This is a genomic window from Streptomyces sp. WAC 06738 (assembly GCF_003945505.1).
Classification (GTDB): Bacteria; Actinomycetota; Actinomycetes; order Streptomycetales; family Streptomycetaceae; genus Streptomyces.
In genome coordinates this window covers 3,356,089-3,371,203 of record NZ_CP029618.1, presented here as the reverse complement: position 1 = coordinate 3,371,203, position 15,115 = coordinate 3,356,089, and the positions used below count along the sequence as shown (strand labels likewise).

Here is a 15,115-nt window from a genome sequence, read left to right as displayed (position 1 = left end):
GGCCGTGACCGAGCAGCAGCAGCGCATCCTCATCGTCGACGACGAGCCGGCCGTACGCGAGGCGCTGGAGCGCAGCCTCGCCTTCGAGGGCTACGGAACCGAACTGGCCGTCGACGGTCTCGACGCCCTCGACAAGGCCGCTTCGTACCGGCCGGACCTCGTCGTCCTCGACGTCCTCATGCCCCGCATGGACGGCCTGACCGCCGCCCGCAGGCTCCGGGCCGGCGGCGACCGGGTGCCCATCCTCATGCTCACCGCCCGCGACACCGTCGGCGACCGCGTGACGGGCCTCGACGCGGGCGCCGACGACTACCTCGTCAAGCCGTTCGAGCTGGACGAGCTGTTCGCCCGCATCCGCGCGCTGCTGCGCCGCCGCGCGTACGCGGAGGGCGGCGAGCCGGCCGACACCGCCGAGACGCTGGAGTTCGGCGACCTGCGGATGGACCTCGCCGCCCGCGAGGTCACCCGCGGCGGCCGGCCGGTGGAGCTGACCCGCACCGAGTTCACGCTGCTGGAGCTCTTCCTCAACCACCCGCGGCAGGTGCTCACGCGCGAGCAGATCCTCAAGGCCGTCTGGGGCTTCGACTTCGAGCCGTCGTCCAACTCCCTCGACGTGTACGTCATGTACCTGCGCCGCAAGACCGAGGCCGGCGGCGCCCCCCGGCTGGTGCACACGGTCCGCGGCGTCGGCTACGTCCTGCGCGCCCCGGAGGGCGACGCGAGGAGCGGCGGCAGGGGCGCCGCCAGGTGACGTCCCGCTTCGGCCGCCTGCCCCTGCGCTCGCGGCTGGCCCTGCTCACCGCGGCGGCGGTCGCGGTCGCGGTGACGGCGTGTGCGGTGACCGCCTGGTTCCTCGTGCGCTCGCAGCTCCTGTCGTCGCTCGACGACGAGCTGAACAAGACGCAGCCTGCGGCACGGATCCAGATCGACAACGGCAGGCTCCAGTGCCTCCAGTCGGTGCCGGACGACACCGGCCCGTTCACGACCAGCGGCCCGACGGTGCAGCTCGTGCTGGAAGACGGCCAGCGCTGCTACCAGAACGGCGAGCAGCTCGTCAAAGTCCAGGGGCAGGACACCCGGGTCGCCGGCGGAGAGCTGGACTGGGCGGCGCACAACACCACCGCCGACGACGGCACCGAGTACCGCGTCCTCACCCGCCCGGCCCCCCAGATCCCGGGCGTCGCGTACACCGTCGGCCGTCCCCTCAGCGAGGTCACCGACCCTCTCGACACCCTCGCCCTCGTCCTCACCCTGCTCGCCGCCGGCGGCGTCGTCGCCTCCGGCGTCGCCGGGGTGGCGCTCGCCCGCGCGGGTCTGCGCCCCGTGGAGCGGCTGACGCATACCGTCGAGCACATCGCCCGTACCGAGGACCTCGCCGTCGAGATCCCCGTCGAGGGCGACGACGAGATCGCCCGGCTGTCCCGGTCGTTCAACGCCATGACCGCCGCCCTCGCCACCTCCCAGGAGCGGCAGCAGCAGCTCATCGCCGACGCCGGGCACGAGCTGCGGACGCCGCTCACCTCGCTGCGTACGAACATCGAGTTGCTCGCCCGCAGCGAGGAGTCAGGACGCGAGCTGCCGCCGCGGCAGCGCAGGGAACTGCTGGAGTCCGTCACCGCGCAGATGACCGAGCTGGCCGCGCTCATCGGCGACCTCCAGGAGCTGTCCCGGCCCGACGCGGCACCGGACAAGGCCCAACTGGCGGTCGTCGCGCTGGACGAGATCGCCGAGCGGGCGGTGCGGCGGGTGCGGCTGCGCGCGCCCGAGGTGCGGATCGACGCGGAGCTGGCGCCCTGGTTCGTACGGGCCGAGCCCGCGGCGCTGGAGCGGGCCGTGGTCAATCTGCTGGACAACGCGGTGAAGTTCTCGCCGCCCGGCAGCCGGGTCGAGGTCGGGCTCGGCGGCGACGGGCTGCTGCGGGTGCGCGACCACGGGCCCGGCATCCCGGAGGCGGAGCTGCCGCACGTCTTCGAGCGGTTCTGGCGCTCGCCGTCGGCGCGCAGCCGTCCCGGCAGCGGGCTGGGGCTGTCGATCGTGGCCCGTACGGTGCAGCAGGCCGGCGGCACCGTGGCGCTGCGCCGGGCGGCCGGCGGCGGGACGGAGGCGCTGCTGCGGCTGCCGGGGGCGCCGGAGCCGCCGCCGGGGTCCTTATCCGCGATCCGGGGGCGCGGGCCGCACCGGCCGGCGTAGCGCGGGGCCGGCGGGCGCTGGGCCGTTCGGCCCAGCGCGCCCGGGGCTGCGTCGGCGGCCGCGGGCCCCGTACGGGCGGGGGTAAACGGAATCGAAGGACATGCCTCCTTCGGGTGACGGTACCGCGCGCCGCTGACCGACTGGGGTATCTCTGACGTTCCAGACGCCCGTACGCCCCACGCCCCGCCGAGGAGAGACCCCCATGACCGTCCGGCCCCTCGCCGCCGTCCTGGCCGCCACCGCCACCGCCGTGCTGCTGCCGCTGACCGCCGCCGCCACCGCCTCCGCCGAGCGCCCGCTGCCCGAGCCGTTCGACGCCACGCACCTGCGGCTGACGACGAAGTACGTCAGCGACCGCGCCAAGGGCGGCTTCACGTATCTGGACTGCGACCCCGCCGGGGGCTCGCACCCCGCGGCGGAGTCGGCCTGCACGGACCTCGCGAAGGTCGACGGGCGGTTCGAGGATCTGTCCGACAAGGAGGGCGCGTGCACGATGCAGTACGAGCCCGTGGAGCTGCACGCCACCGGCACCTGGCGCGGCAAGCCCGTCGAGTACGTCTCCGAGGTCTTCCCCAACCCGTGCATGGCGGACCTCGCGACCGGCGGCAACGTCTTCAACTTCTAGCCGTCCCGGCCACCACCGCGGTGGGGCGCGAGCGTCCTACGGCTTGCGTCCCACCGCGCCGTACGCGTCGATCGGCTTCGCCGCGCCCACCTTCGCCGCGGCCGGCCGCCAGCGGGTGATCGGCACCATGCCGGGCTCGATCAGCTCCAGGCCCTCGAAGCAGCGCGCCAGCTCGTCCGGGCTGCGCAGGTGGTACGGGACGCCGCCGGCCTCGATGAGCTTCTCGCCGCCCTCCACGACGGCCTCGCCGGTGTCGGTGCCGTCCCACAGCACCAGGTGGCTGCCCGGCGGCACGGCGTCCATCACCCGGCCCACGATGCGGCGCAGCTCCGCTTCCTCCGGCTCGTACCCCAGCACCCCCATGAACATCACCGCCACCGGCTCGGTGAGGTCCAGGGTGTCCGCCGCGCCGGCGAGGATCCGGTCCGGGTCGTGGTAGTCGGCGTGGACGTAGGCGGTCACGCCCTCGGGGCGGGTTTTGACCAGCAGGGCGCGGGCGTGCGCCAGCACCAGCGGGTCGTTGTCGACGTACACGACGCGGGCCGCGGGGGCGGACCGCTGCGCCACCTCGTGGGTGTTCTCCATCGTGGGCAGGCCGGTGCCGATGTCCAGGAACTGCCGGATCCCCGCCTCCCCCGCCAGGTGGGAGACGACGCGGATGAGGAACTGGCGGGACTGCCGGGCCATCGTGACGATGTCCGGATAGACCTCCGCGACGGCGTCGCCCGCGGCGCGGTCGGACTCGTAGTTGTCCTTGCCGCCCATCCAGTAGTTCCAGATCCGTGCCGCCTGCGGCACGGTGGGGTCGACCGCCGGTGGTGCCGCGTCCTCGTTGCTCATCGTGACCGTCCTGCCGGGAGAGGGCTGCGCCGGAAGGGCCCGTACCGCCGGGAGCCGGGGCGGGACGCGCCGGGTGGACCATCACAGCAGAAGGGGGTGAGCGGCGCAGGCGATTCCGGCCGCCTCGCCGCTCACCCCCCGGGGGTCTCCCCGGCCGGCTACTGCTGCCCGATCACCGTGATCCGGTCGGCGGCCGGCGGTGCCAGCGGGTTGTCCGCGCTGGAGTTCGCCGTCAGGTAGCTCTCCAGGGCGGCCAGGTCGTCCCCGCCGACCAGCGGGTCCGTGCCGTCGGCCAGGGTGGGGAAGCCGTCGCCGCCGCCGGCGAGGAAGGAGTTGACGGCGACCCGGTACGTGGCCGCCGGGTCGAGCGGCTGCCCGTCGAGCCGGACCGAGTCGGCGACGACGCGGTCGGCGCCGGACTTCGTGAGGTCCAGCGTGTACGTCAGCCCCGCGGACGGCTGCAGGATCTTCGGCGCCGCCTCGTTGGCGCCGCTCACCTGCTCGCGGAGCACCTGGAGAAGCTGCTCGCCGGTGAGGCTGGTGAGGTTCACGGTGTTCGAGAACGGCTGGACGGTGAAGCCCTCCCCGTACGTGACGACCCCGTCGCCCTCGTCGCCGGCCGACGCGTACGTGATGCCCGCGCGGATGCCGCCCGGGTTCATCAGTGCCACCCGGGCGCTCTCGTCGAGCGTCCTGGCGTGGGCGAGCTGCGCGTCGGCGATGAGGTCGCCGAGCGGGGACTCGGTGCCCTCGCGCGGGATGTCGCCGGAGACGTAGCCGACGGGCTTGGCGGCGATCGGCGCGGCGAGCGCGTTCCACTCCTCGACCAGCGAGGTCATGTCCGGCGCCCGGCGCTGCTCGCGGTCGACCACGTGGTTCTCGGCGTCCGGCAGCTTGGTCGCGGTGCGCACGATGTCGCCGGTGCGGCGGTCGTACGTGAGCGTGGTGTCGGTGTAGAGCCGGCCGAAGGACGACGCGGAGGTGACGCTGCGCGGGTTGCCCTTCGGGTCGGGGATGGTGCAGGCGTACGGCTGGTGGGTGTGCCCGGTGACGAAGGCGTCGACGCTCGCGGTGGTGCCCTTGGCGATCTCGGCGACGGGACCGGAGATCCCGGCGCCGGGGCCCGGGGTGTCGCAGTCGTAGTTGTACGCGCCGCCCGCCGACGCCGCGGGGTACCCGCCTTCGTGGACGAGGGCGACGATGGACTCCACGCCCTGGCGCCGCAGTTGCTTCGCGTACTTGTCGATCGTCTCGATCTCGTCGTGGAACTTCAGCCCTTTGACGCCCTCCGCGGAGACGATGTCCGGGGTGGCCTCCAGCGTCACGCCGATGAAGCCGATCTTCACGCCCTCCTTTTCCCAGACGTACACCGGGTCGAGGGCCGGCTTGCCGGTCTTCTCGTCGGTGACGTTGGCGGCGAGGTAGGGGAAGTCCGCGCCCCCGTAGGTGCGGCCCTCCCGGTAGCCGCCGTCCTCGGGGTGGTTGCCGCCGTCCTGGAGGCGCCGCAGCTCGGCGATGCCCTCGTCGAACTCGTGGTTGCCGACGCCCGCGACGTCGAGGCCGAGGCCGTTCATGGCCTCCACGGTGGGCTCGTCGTGGAAGAGGCCGGAGACCAGCGGGCTGGCGCCGACGAGGTCGCCCGCGGCGGCGGTGACGGAGTAGCGGTTGCCCTCGCGGGCGTCGCGCAGGGAGGTGGCGAGGTATTCGACGCCGCCTGCCTTGACGGTCTTCTTCGAGCCGTCCGGCTGGAGTTCCGCGACCTCTCCCGACGAGCCCTGCGGGGGTTCGAGGTTGCCGTGGAAGTCGTTGAAGGACAGCAGTTGGACGTCGACGGTACGGCCGCGGTCCTGCTTCTCCGCGCTGTCCGCGCCCGCGGGCTGCGCGGCGGCGAAGAGGCTGCCGGCCACCGCCAGCGCGGCGGCACCGGCCGCGGCCCGGCGCCCCCTTCGTGTCGTACGGAACCTGCCTGACGGCTCTGTTCTCTCAGACCTCACTGCGAACGCCCCCTCGGCGCGACGTGGAAACACCGCTCGGCAGCTTAAGGTCGACGCGCGTAGCGCGTCTCCAACAAGGACTGAACTATTCCCGAAGCTTGTCCCGCGTTCCGCCGGCCTTAGGCTTTCTCCATGACGGAGTCCGGTAAGACCGACACGGGGAAGCCGCGCGGCAGGCGCATCGAGGTGCTCGACGAGCTCACGCCGTCCCAGTCCCACGCCGTGCTCGGCATCATCGACGCCGCCGCCGCGACCGACGGCCGGGAGGCCGTCTCCGAGCAGGGCCGGCTCACCCTCCGCAGAGGCCACCGCGAGGGCGTCAAGCACCTCCTCCTCTACGACGGCACGGAGCCGGCGGGCTACGCGCAGCTCGAGGAGACCGACCCCGTCGAGCCGCCCGCCGCCGAACTCGTCGTCCACCCCGGCCACCGCCGCCGCGGCCACGGCCGGGCGCTGGGCCGCGCGCTGCTCACCGAGTCGGGGCAGCGGATGCGGCTGTGGGCGCACGGCGGCCACCCCGCCGCCCGGCACCTGGCGCAACTGCTCGGCCTCACGCTCTTCCGCGAGCTGCGCCAGATGCGGATGCCGCTCGACGCGTACGCGGGCGAGGACGCGCCCGAGCCGCGGCTGCCCGCGGGGGTGACGGTGCGTACGTTCCGGCCCGGCGAGGACGACGCGGAGTGGCTGGCCCTCAACGCCGCCGCCTTCGCCCACCACCCCGAGCAGGGCTCGCTCACGGAAGCCGACCTGCACGACCGGATGGCGGAGCCGTGGTTCGACCCGCGCGGCTTCTTCCTCGCCGAGCGCGGCGGGAAGCTCGTCGGCTTCCACTGGACGAAGGTGCACAGCGCGGAGCACCTGGGCGAGGTGTACGTGCTGGGGGTGCACCCCGACGCACAGGGCGGCGGGCTCGGCAAGGCGCTGACGACGATCGGGCTGCGCCATCTGGCGTACGACCGCAGCATGCCCACGGGCATGCTCTACGTCGACGCCGACAACACCCCCGCGGTCGTGGTCTACGAGGGCATGGGCTTCAGCACCCACGAGACGGATCTGATGTACCGCACGGAGGGCTGACCAGGGCGGGCGGTCCGTACCGCGCACCGAGGGTTAGCCCCGTCGTTACCCTCGGTTCAACCTCAATTGCGAGCATCGACGGATGCAGCGCTCCGCCGCGAACCTGTCCGCCGTGCCGGGTCAGGCCCGGACACGGGAGAATAGGGGCATGGACGACAGCTCGCCCCTCGTCACGCAGCCCGCGCAGCCGGCCCAGCCGTCGGTGGGCTCGATCGCCGCCCGCCGCCCGCACGCGGTGGCCCCCGCCATGCAGCGCGCGGCCCAGCAGATCGACCCGGACATCGACGCCGACGCCGACGACTACGACGGGCAGGAGGCGGACGAGGAACTGCCCCAGGGCCGCTTCCTGGACCGCGAGCGAAGCTGGCTGGCGTTCAACGAACGGGTGCTGGAGCTGGCCGAGGACCCGGCGACCCCGCTGCTGGAGCGGGCGAACTTCCTGGCGATCTTCGCCAGCAACCTGGACGAGTTCTTCATGGTGCGCGTCGCCGGCCTCAAGCGCCGCATCGCCACCGGCGTCGCCACCCGCTCCGCCTCCGGGCTCCAGCCGCGCGAGGTGCTGGACCTGATCTGGAACCGCTCGCGCGAGCTGATGGCGCGGCACGCGGCCTGCTTCCAGCAGGACGTGCAGCCGGCGCTGGCCGACGAGGGCATCGCCCTGATCCGCTGGGCCGACCTGGGCGAGAAGGAGCAGGCCCGGCTCTTCACCCTCTTCCGGCAGCAGATCTACCCGGTGCTGACGCCGCTGGCGGTCGACCCGGCGCACCCGTTCCCGTACATATCGGGACTGTCCCTGAACCTCGCGGTCGTCGTCCGCAACCCCGTCAGCGGCCACCGGCACTTCGCCCGCGTCAAGGTGCCGCCGCTGCTGCCCCGGTTCCTGGAGACCGCCTCGGTCGGCGGCGCGCAGCGGTTCGTACCGCTGGAGGACGTCATCGCGGCCCACCTCGAAGACCTCTTCCCGGGCATGGAGGTCCTCGCCCACCACACCTTCCGGGTCACGCGCAACGAGGACCTGGAGGTCGAGGAGGACGACGCGGAGAACCTGCTGAAGGCGCTGGAGAAGGAGCTGATGCGGCGCCGCTTCGGGCCGCCGGTGCGGCTGGAGGTGGAGGAGTCCATCGACCCGTACGTGCTGGACCTGCTCGTCCGGGAGCTGAAGATCTCCGAGGCCGAGGTCTATCCGCTGCCGGGACCGCTCGACCTCACCGGGCTCTTCGGCATCGCCGCGCAGGACCGGCCGGAGCTGAAGTACCCGAAGTTCGTCGCGGGCACGCACCGCGACCTCGCCGAGGTCGAGTCGGCGTCCGCGCCGGACATCTTCGCGGCGCTGCGCGAGCGCGACGTGCTGCTGCACCACCCGTACGACTCCTTCTCCACCTCCGTCCAGGCGTTCCTGGAGCAGGCGGCGGCGGACCCGGACGTGCTGGCCATCAAGCAGACGCTGTACCGCACGTCGGGCGACTCGCCGATCGTCGACGCCCTCATCGACGCGGCGGAGAGCGGCAAGCAGGTGCTGGTGCTGGTGGAGCTGAAGGCGCGCTTCGACGAGCAGGCGAACATCAAGTGGGCGCGGAAGCTGGAGGAGGCGGGCTGCCATGTCGTGTACGGGCTCGTCGGGCTGAAGACGCACTGCAAGCTGTCGCTGGTCGTACGGCAGGAGGGCGAGACCCTGCGCCGCTACAGCCACGTCGGCACCGGCAACTACCACCCGAAGACCGCGCGGCTCTACGAGGACCTGGGCCTGCTCACCGCCGACCCGCAGGTGGGCGCGGACCTCTCCGACCTCTTCAACCGGCTCTCGGGCTACTCGCGGCGGGAGAACTACCGCCGGCTGCTGGTCGCGCCGACATCGGTGCGCGAGGGCCTGGTCCACCGGATCCACCGCGAGATCACGCACCACCGGGCCGGGCAGCCCGCGTACGTCCGCATCAAGGTCAACTCGATCGTCGACGAGGCGGTCATCGACGCCTGCTACCGGGCGTCGGCGGCGGGCGTGCCGGTCGACATCTGGGTGCGCGGCATCTGCGCTGTGCGGCCGGGGGTGCCGGGGCTCTCGGAGAACATCCGGGTCCGCAGCGTCCTGGGCCGGTTCCTGGAGCACTCCCGGGTCTTCGCCTTCGGCAACGGGGGCGAGCCGGAGGTGTGGTTCGGCAGCGCGGACATGATGCACCGCAACCTCGACCGGCGCATCGAGGCGCTGGTCCGGGTCGCGGACCCGGCGCACCGCGAGGCGCTGAACCGCCTCCTGGAGACGGGCATGTCGGACACGGTCGACTCCTGGCACCTGGACTCCAACGGCGACTGGACGCGCAACGCGGTGGACGACGCGGGGAACCGGCTGGCGAACGTCCAGGAAATGCTCATCGACGCCCGGAGGCGCCGGCGTGTCATCGCGGCGTGAGACATCCGTGACGGCCACGGCGGCGCCCGGCGGCGGCACGCTCGCCGCGGGCGAGGTGCTGGCCCGGTACCTGAGCACGCAGGCCACCGAGCTGCTCCGCGGCCTGCGGGACCTCCCGGCCCAGGAGGCGGGCGCCGTGCCGGCCGCGGCGGCGGTCGCGGGCGCGGTCCACGGCGCGGCCTTCCGCATCGCGGACACGCTGGGCACCTTCGGCCCCTTACTGGACCCGGAGTGGGCGGAGCGCCTGGAGGGCGAGCTGTACTGGCTGGGCACGACGGTGCTGCGCGAGCACGTGTACGCGGCGCGCCGGGACCGGCTGGTGACGGCGCTGCGGCGGCTGTCGGGCGAGGAGGACACGGCCGACCTCGCGGCCGGCGCGGTGGACCGGGGCCGGGCCGTGGACGCCGCGGCCCGCGGTGCGGCGGGTGGCGGCGCGGATACCGGCAAGGCCGCCGAGGGCAGCGCGCCCGCGAGTCCGGGCGCGGGTGACCCGGCCGGTACGGCCCGCGCCGCCGTAGCGGTGCCGGGGGCGCGGCCCGGGAGCGGCGGCGGAGCCGCGCCCGCGGGCGGCGGCGTGCCCCGGGGTGGACCCGGCGATCTCGACCGGGAGACCGTCACCGGCGACGCAGGCACCGCGGCCACCGCCGCGGCGCGGCGGCCGGGCGGCGCGCTCGCGAGTGCGGCCCGCGGCGGGCCGTCCCGGGACGGGGCCGGGCGACATGCCTCCGAGACCTCCCCTTCCGCCGGTTCCGCCTCCGGCGTCTCCGCGTCCGCGGCCGGTGATCCTTCCTCCGCCGGTTCCGCATCGCGCGCTTCGGGCTCCTCCGGCTCCGGTTCCGGGTGGACGGCTGCCGACGGCGGGCGCCGTACCGGGGTGGCCACCACGGCCGTGCCCGCGGCAGGCGCCCCGCGGAGCGTGGGGGCGGCGCGGGCCGGTGCGCTGCTGGAGCGGCGGCTGGGTCTCGCGCGGAGCCGGGCGCACTCCGAGGCGCTGGACGCGCTGACGTCCGCCCGGTACCACGCGCTCGCCGACGCCGTCGCCCTGCTCGTCTCCGACGCCCCGTTCACCGGCGCCGCCCGGCGGCCCGCCGCCGCACTGCCGGAGCACCACGACGACCTGCGCCGCGTCCTGGCCGTCGCCGTCGCCGCCCTGCCGCTGGCCCGCGCCGGCCGCCCGTACAACGCCGCCGCCCTCGCCCGCGGTCTCGCCGCCCCCCGCGCGCCCGCGGCCGACGACCGCGACGACGCCCCCTGGCGGCACGTGCACGCCCTCGTCCGCCGCGCCCGGCATGCCGCGGAGATCCTCGCGGCGTGCCCGCCCGGCACCGTCCCCGTACGGACCGGGGGCCCGCCGCTGCCCGCGGCCGGCGCCGCGCTCGACCGCGACCGCGAGGCCGTGGAGGCCGCCGCCGCGGCCGCGGCCGCCGCCGCGACGCCGCGGATCGCCCCCGCCACCGCCTACGCCCTCGGCGTACTCCACGCCGACCAGCGCCACGAGGTGGAAGCCGCGCGCTTCACCTTCGGCCGGCTCTGGCAGACGAGAGGGGAGCAGGAGTGAAGGAGCACCCGACCCACCCGACCCCACCGATCCGGGCCGCGGGCTGCGTCCTGTGGCGTACCGCACCCGACGTCCCCGGCGGGGTGGAGATCGCTCTCGTCCACCGCCCCAAGTACGACGACTGGTCCCACCCCAAGGGCAAGCTCAAGAACGGCGAGGAGCCCCTGGCCGCCGCGGTCCGCGAGGTGGCCGAGGAGACCGGCATGGCCTGCGAGCCCGGCGCCCCGCTGCCCACGACCCGCTACCGGGTGGCGGACGGCCGCCCCAAGGAGGTCCGCTACTGGGCCGCGCGGGCGGCCGCGGGCACGTTCGTCCCCAGCCACGAGGTGGACCGCGTCGTCTGGCTCCCACCGGCCGCGGCCCGCCACCGGCTGACCCAGGGCCACGACCGCGCCCTCGTCGACGCCCTCCTGGCGACCCTGCCCTCCGAGGCGGCCTGAGGGATCCCGCCCCCCCCGCGACGCTACCCCGCCGCGTACTGCCCGGCGAACTCGCCCGTCGGCGCGATCGGCGTGATCACGTCGATGAGGATCCCGTTCGGGTCCGCGACGACGAAGTGCCGCTGCCCGAAGTCCTCGCTGCGCAGCTCCAGTTCCGGCCGCAGCCCCTCGCGGACGACGAGCCGCTCCCACTCCGCGTCCACGTCCGCGACCTCGAAGTTGAGCAGCAGTCCCCGCGCGGACGCCCGGTGGCCCTCGGGGACCGTGGGGTGCTCCGGGTCGAGGAGGGCCAGCTCGTACGCCGGGTCGCCGGGGCGGCGCAGGCTCACGTACCAGTCCGCCTCGAAGGTGACCTCGAAGCCCATCAGCCGGACGTAGAAGTCCCGGGATTCGGTCAGCCGGCTCGTGCCGATCACCGGATAGAAACTGGTCAGCTCCATGGCCGACTCCTTTCGCGTACCATCGGTATGTCAAAACCGTAGTTCGCATACCATCGGTACGTCAAACGGGAGGTGCGCATGACCGCGCGCGGCGGAGTGAGGGCGGAGCAGCGGGCGCAGACCAGGCGGGCGCTGCTGCGCGAGAGCCGGCGGCTCTTCGCGGGCCGCGGCTACGGGGCCGTGGGGCTGGCCGAGATCGTGCGCGCGTCGGGCGTGACGAAGGGCGCGCTGTACCACCACTTCGAGGGCAAGGCGGACCTCTTCCGCGCCGTCCTGGAGGAGGTGCAGCAGGAGGTCGGCCGTCGGGTCGCGGCGGCCGCCGGGCGGCACCCGGACCCCTGGGACCAACTGACCGCCGGCTGCCGCGAGTTCCTCACCGCCAGCACCGACCCCGAGCTGCAGCGGATCATGCTCGTGGACGGGCCCGCGGTGCTGGGGTGGAGCGAGTGGCGGGCGATGGACGAGGCGGCGTCGGCGCGGCATCTGACGGAGGCGCTGACGGAGCTGGTCGCGGCGGGGGTGGTGGCACGGCAGCCGGTGGCACCGCTGGCGCACCTGCTGTCGGGCGCGATGAACGAGGCGGCGCTCTGGCTGGCCGCCGACGCCGGTCCCGACGATCTCGCCGCCACCTGGGCGGCGCTGGCGCGGATGCTGGACGCGCTCCGTACTACTCCGGGCGCTCCGGCTGCTCCGGCCGCTCCGGGCGCGTCAGGTGCGTGAACGCCTCCAGGTTGCGCGTCGACTCCCCGCGGCTTGTACGCCACGCGTACTCCTTGCGGATCGCCGTCGCGAACCCCAGCTCCAGCAGCCTGTTGAAGCTGCCGTCCGCCGTCTCCAGCACCGTGCCCAGCACCCGGTCCAGCTCCTCCGGCGTCACCGCGGCCAGCGGCAGCCGCCCGACGAGGTAGATGTCGCCGAGCCGGTCGACCGCGAAACCCACCCCGTACAGCCGGGTGTTCCGCTCCAGCAGCCAGCGGTGGACGCCGGCCTCGTTCTCGTCGGGGTGGCGGATCACGAAGGCGTTCACCGACAGGGAGTGCCTGCCGACGATGAGCTGGCAGGTGGTCGAGAGCTTCCGGGTGCCGGGCAGGGAGACGACGTACGTGCCCGGGGCGGGCGACTCGTACGCGATCCCGGCCTCGCGGAGGGTGTCCTCGACGACCTTGCCCGCGGCGGCCGTGTCCGTGCTCGCCGCCCCGCCGTCCGTGCTCGCTGCCTCAGCCATGCGGCGATGGTAGGCGAGGTGTTACGGCGTGGGGGTACCCGGCGATCGCCGCCGCGTACACGTCGGCCGTCGCGCGGGCGGCGGCGTCCCAGCCGAAGCCCGCCGCGTGCCCGGCCGCCGCGGCGCCCATCCGGCGGGCCAGCGCCGCATCGGCGGCGAGCCGCCCCAGCGCGCCGGCGAAGTCCGCCGGGTCGTGGCCGTCGACCAGCAGCCCCGTGACGCCGTCGCGCACCGCGACCGGCAGCCCGCCGACCGCCGCCGCCACCACCGGCGTCCCGCACGCCTGCGCCTCCAGCGCGACCAGCCCGAACGACTCGCTGTACGACGGCATCACCAGCACAGACGCCGCCCGGAACCAGCGGGCCAGCGCCTGCTGCGCCACCGGCGGCGTGAACCGTACGACGTCGGAGATCCCCAGCTTCGCCGCCAGCTTCTGCAGCGCCGCCGGCCTGGCGAGACCGCTCCCGCTCGGCCCGCCCACCACCGGCACCACCAGCCGCTCGCGCAGCGCGGGATCCCGCTCCAGGAGCAGCGCCACGGCGCGCAGCAGCACGTCGGGTGCCTTGAGCGGCTGTATGCGGCCGGCGAACAGCGGCACGAAGGCGTCCTGCGGCAGCCCGAGCGCGGCGCGGGCCCGGGCGCGGGAGTCGGCGCGTCCTTCCGGACCCCCGGGGCGGAAGACGTCGAGGTTCACGCCGGGGCGCACGATGGCGACGCGGGCGGGGTCGGCGTCGTAGTGGTGGATCAGGTCGTGCGCCTCGTCGTCGGTGTTGGCGATGAGCCGGTCCGCGGCCCGTACGACCTGGCTCTCGCCGATCACGCGGGCGGGCGGCTCGGCGCTGTCGCCGGTGGCGAGGGCGGCGTTCTTCACCTTGGCCATGGTGTGCATCGCGTGCACGAGCGGCACGCCCCAGCGCTCGGCGGCGAGCCAGCCGACCTGGCCGGAGAGCCAGTAGTGGGAGTGCACGAGGTCGTAGTAGCCGGGGCGGTGACCGGCCTCGGCCCGCATCACGCCGTGCGTGAACGCGCAGAGCTGCGCGGGCAGGTCCTCCTTGGCGAGCCCCTCGTACGGGCCGGCGGCCACGTGCCGTACGAGCACCCCGGGCGCAAGCTCGACGGCCGGCGGGAGGGCGGCGGAGGTGGCGCGGGTGAAGACCTCGACCTCGACGCCTATCTCGGCGAGGCGGCGGGCGAGTTCGACGATGTAGACGTTCATGCCCCCGGCGTCGCCGGTACCCGGCTGATGGAGGGGGGAGGTGTGCACGGAGAGCATGGCGACGCGACGCGGCCGCCGGTGCCGCGCGAGCGCGCGGAGCCGGGACAGGTGGTGGCTCACGGCTGCTGTTTCCTCCTCGGAATCGCCGTCCTCCCCGCCGTCCTGAGAGGAACACCGGCGGCGGGCGGCTTCATTCCCGGAGGCTTCGGCGGTGGGCCCGGGCACGCAGAGGTGCGGGTCGGGCTAGGCCGCCCAGCCCCGGGGGCCACCGCCGCCCAGGGGACCGTCAGCTCGCCCTGGCGCCAGCGGCCGGGCCCGTCGGTCAGGGGCCAGTCCGCCGACAGGGCGCTCGCCGTACGGATCCAGCGCTGCCGGGCGCCCAGGGGGGCGTACGGGGCCGCCGCCGACCAGGCGCGGTCGAAGTCCCGGAGGAACGCGTGCACCGGCTCGCCCGGGACGTTGCGGTGGATCAGCGCCTTCGGCAGCCGCTCCGCCAGGTCCGACGGCGCGGCGAGGGTCGCCAGGTGGGCGGCGAAGGTGACGGTACGGGGGCCCTCCGGGCCCAGCGCCACCCACACGTGCCGCCGGCCCGCTTCGTCGCAGGTCCCCTCCACCAGCAGCCCGTCCGCGCCGAGCCGCGCCGTGAGCCGCGCCCACGCCGCCGGGACCTCCTCCTCGCCGTACTGCCGCAGCACGTTGGCCGCCCGGATCAGCGCCGGGCGGGCACCGCCGGGCAGCGGGACCTCGAAGCCGCCGCGCAGGAACGTCAGCCCCTCGCGGGTGTACGGCCGGGCGGCGGCCACCCGCTCCGGGTCGATCTCCACACCCGCGACCTCGGCCCGCGGGCAGGCGGTGCGGAGCCGCGCCAGCAGTTCGACGGCGGTCCAGGGGGCGGCCCCGTACCCGAGGTCGACGGCGACGGCCCGGCCCTCGGCGCGCGCGGTACGCCGCAGGGCGGCGCCGTGGGCGGCGGCGATCCAGCGGTCCATGCGGCGCAGCCGGTTGGGATGGGTCGTCCCCCGCGTCACGGACCCGACGGGCCGCGCGCCACGCCCGAGGGGCACGGCCCGCCAGGACCGCTCCGGGGACACCATGCCTCCAGCCTA

13 protein-coding genes and 1 pseudogene are annotated in these 15,115 nt (G+C 74.7%); 8 read left to right on the top strand and 6 right to left on the bottom strand.

Going from position 1 to position 15,115, the window contains the following annotated elements:
* The first annotated feature begins 4 nt into the window (after window positions 1-4).
* The 3 genes from DMB38_RS14370 (at window position 5) to DMB38_RS14360 (ending at window position 2,815) form a co-directional block, all read left to right on the top strand.
* Window positions 5-751 carry a response regulator transcription factor gene (locus DMB38_RS14370; RefSeq protein ID WP_125935520.1) on the top strand — a complete coding sequence of 249 codons (747 nt, stop codon included), beginning with the start codon at window positions 5-7 and terminating at the stop codon, window positions 749-751.
* A complete protein-coding gene (locus DMB38_RS14365; RefSeq protein ID WP_125935519.1) occupies window positions 748-2,190 on the top strand; it encodes a HAMP domain-containing sensor histidine kinase in 1,443 nt (480 codons plus the stop codon). The genes DMB38_RS14370 and DMB38_RS14365 overlap by 4 nt, the downstream gene beginning before the upstream one ends.
* Window positions 2,191-2,392: 202 nt before the next feature.
* Window positions 2,393-2,815 (top strand): SSI family serine proteinase inhibitor, encoded by a 423-nt coding sequence (locus DMB38_RS14360; protein WP_125935518.1) that lies wholly within the window; start codon window positions 2,393-2,395, stop codon window positions 2,813-2,815.
* A gap of 36 nt (window positions 2,816-2,851) precedes the next feature.
* Here the strand turns inward: DMB38_RS14360 and DMB38_RS14355 are convergent, their stop codons facing one another.
* Both DMB38_RS14355 and DMB38_RS14350 read right to left on the bottom strand, forming a co-directional pair.
* Window positions 2,852-3,655 (bottom strand): SAM-dependent methyltransferase, encoded by an 804-nt coding sequence (locus DMB38_RS14355; protein WP_125935517.1) that lies wholly within the window; start codon window positions 3,653-3,655, stop codon window positions 2,852-2,854.
* A gap of 158 nt (window positions 3,656-3,813) precedes the next feature.
* Complete coding sequence (locus DMB38_RS14350) at window positions 3,814-5,562, bottom strand: bifunctional metallophosphatase/5'-nucleotidase (protein ID WP_240662702.1); 1,749 nt, start codon at window positions 5,560-5,562, stop codon at window positions 3,814-3,816.
* A gap of 219 nt (window positions 5,563-5,781) precedes the next feature.
* Between DMB38_RS14350 and mshD the strand changes: the two genes are divergently transcribed.
* From mshD to DMB38_RS14330, 4 genes are all read left to right on the top strand, one after another.
* The gene (mshD, locus tag DMB38_RS14345) at window positions 5,782-6,726 is read left to right on the top strand and encodes a mycothiol synthase (RefSeq protein WP_125935516.1); all 945 of its coding nucleotides are present in this window, start codon (window positions 5,782-5,784) and stop codon (window positions 6,724-6,726) included.
* Between the two features lie 148 nt (window positions 6,727-6,874).
* Window positions 6,875-9,130 carry an RNA degradosome polyphosphate kinase gene (locus DMB38_RS14340; protein ID WP_125935515.1) on the top strand — a complete coding sequence of 752 codons (2,256 nt, stop codon included), beginning with the start codon at window positions 6,875-6,877 and terminating at the stop codon, window positions 9,128-9,130.
* A gap of 7 nt (window positions 9,131-9,137) precedes the next feature.
* On the top strand, window positions 9,138-10,688 hold the full coding sequence (locus DMB38_RS14335; RefSeq protein WP_125935514.1) for a hypothetical protein: 1,551 nt from the start codon (window positions 9,138-9,140) through the stop codon (window positions 10,686-10,688).
* On the top strand, window positions 10,685-11,128 hold the full coding sequence (locus tag DMB38_RS14330) for an NUDIX hydrolase (protein WP_125935513.1): 444 nt from the start codon (window positions 10,685-10,687) through the stop codon (window positions 11,126-11,128). Before DMB38_RS14335 ends, DMB38_RS14330 begins: the two co-directional genes overlap by 4 nt.
* A 23-nt stretch (window positions 11,129-11,151) precedes the next feature.
* On the opposite strand, the gene DMB38_RS14325 is transcribed toward DMB38_RS14330, so the two are convergent.
* Window positions 11,152-11,568 carry a VOC family protein gene (locus tag DMB38_RS14325; RefSeq protein WP_125935512.1) on the bottom strand — a complete coding sequence of 139 codons (417 nt, stop codon included), beginning with the start codon at window positions 11,566-11,568 and terminating at the stop codon, window positions 11,152-11,154.
* 78 nt (window positions 11,569-11,646) lie between these two features.
* On the opposite strand from DMB38_RS14325, the gene DMB38_RS14320 reads away from it, so the two are divergent.
* Complete coding sequence (locus DMB38_RS14320) at window positions 11,647-12,288, top strand: TetR/AcrR family transcriptional regulator (RefSeq protein ID WP_125935511.1); 642 nt, start codon at window positions 11,647-11,649, stop codon at window positions 12,286-12,288.
* Here DMB38_RS14320 and DMB38_RS14315 read toward each other — a convergent pair.
* The 3 genes and pseudogenes from DMB38_RS14315 to DMB38_RS14305 all read right to left on the bottom strand — a co-directional run.
* Window positions 12,236-12,793, bottom strand: coding sequence for a YbjN domain-containing protein (locus DMB38_RS14315; RefSeq protein WP_125935510.1), 558 nt, complete (start codon window positions 12,791-12,793; stop codon window positions 12,236-12,238). The genes DMB38_RS14320 and DMB38_RS14315 overlap by 53 nt on opposite strands.
* Window positions 12,786-14,129: a D-inositol-3-phosphate glycosyltransferase gene (gene mshA / locus DMB38_RS14310; protein ID WP_125935509.1), complete on the bottom strand. Its 1,344-nt coding sequence runs from the start codon at window positions 14,127-14,129 to the stop codon at window positions 12,786-12,788. The genes DMB38_RS14315 and mshA overlap by 8 nt, the downstream gene beginning before the upstream one ends.
* Before the next feature lie 140 nt (window positions 14,130-14,269).
* Window positions 14,270-15,103 (bottom strand): annotated as a pseudogene (locus DMB38_RS14305) (class I SAM-dependent methyltransferase); the annotation flags it as partial.
* Between the last annotated feature and the right edge of the window lie 12 nt (window positions 15,104-15,115).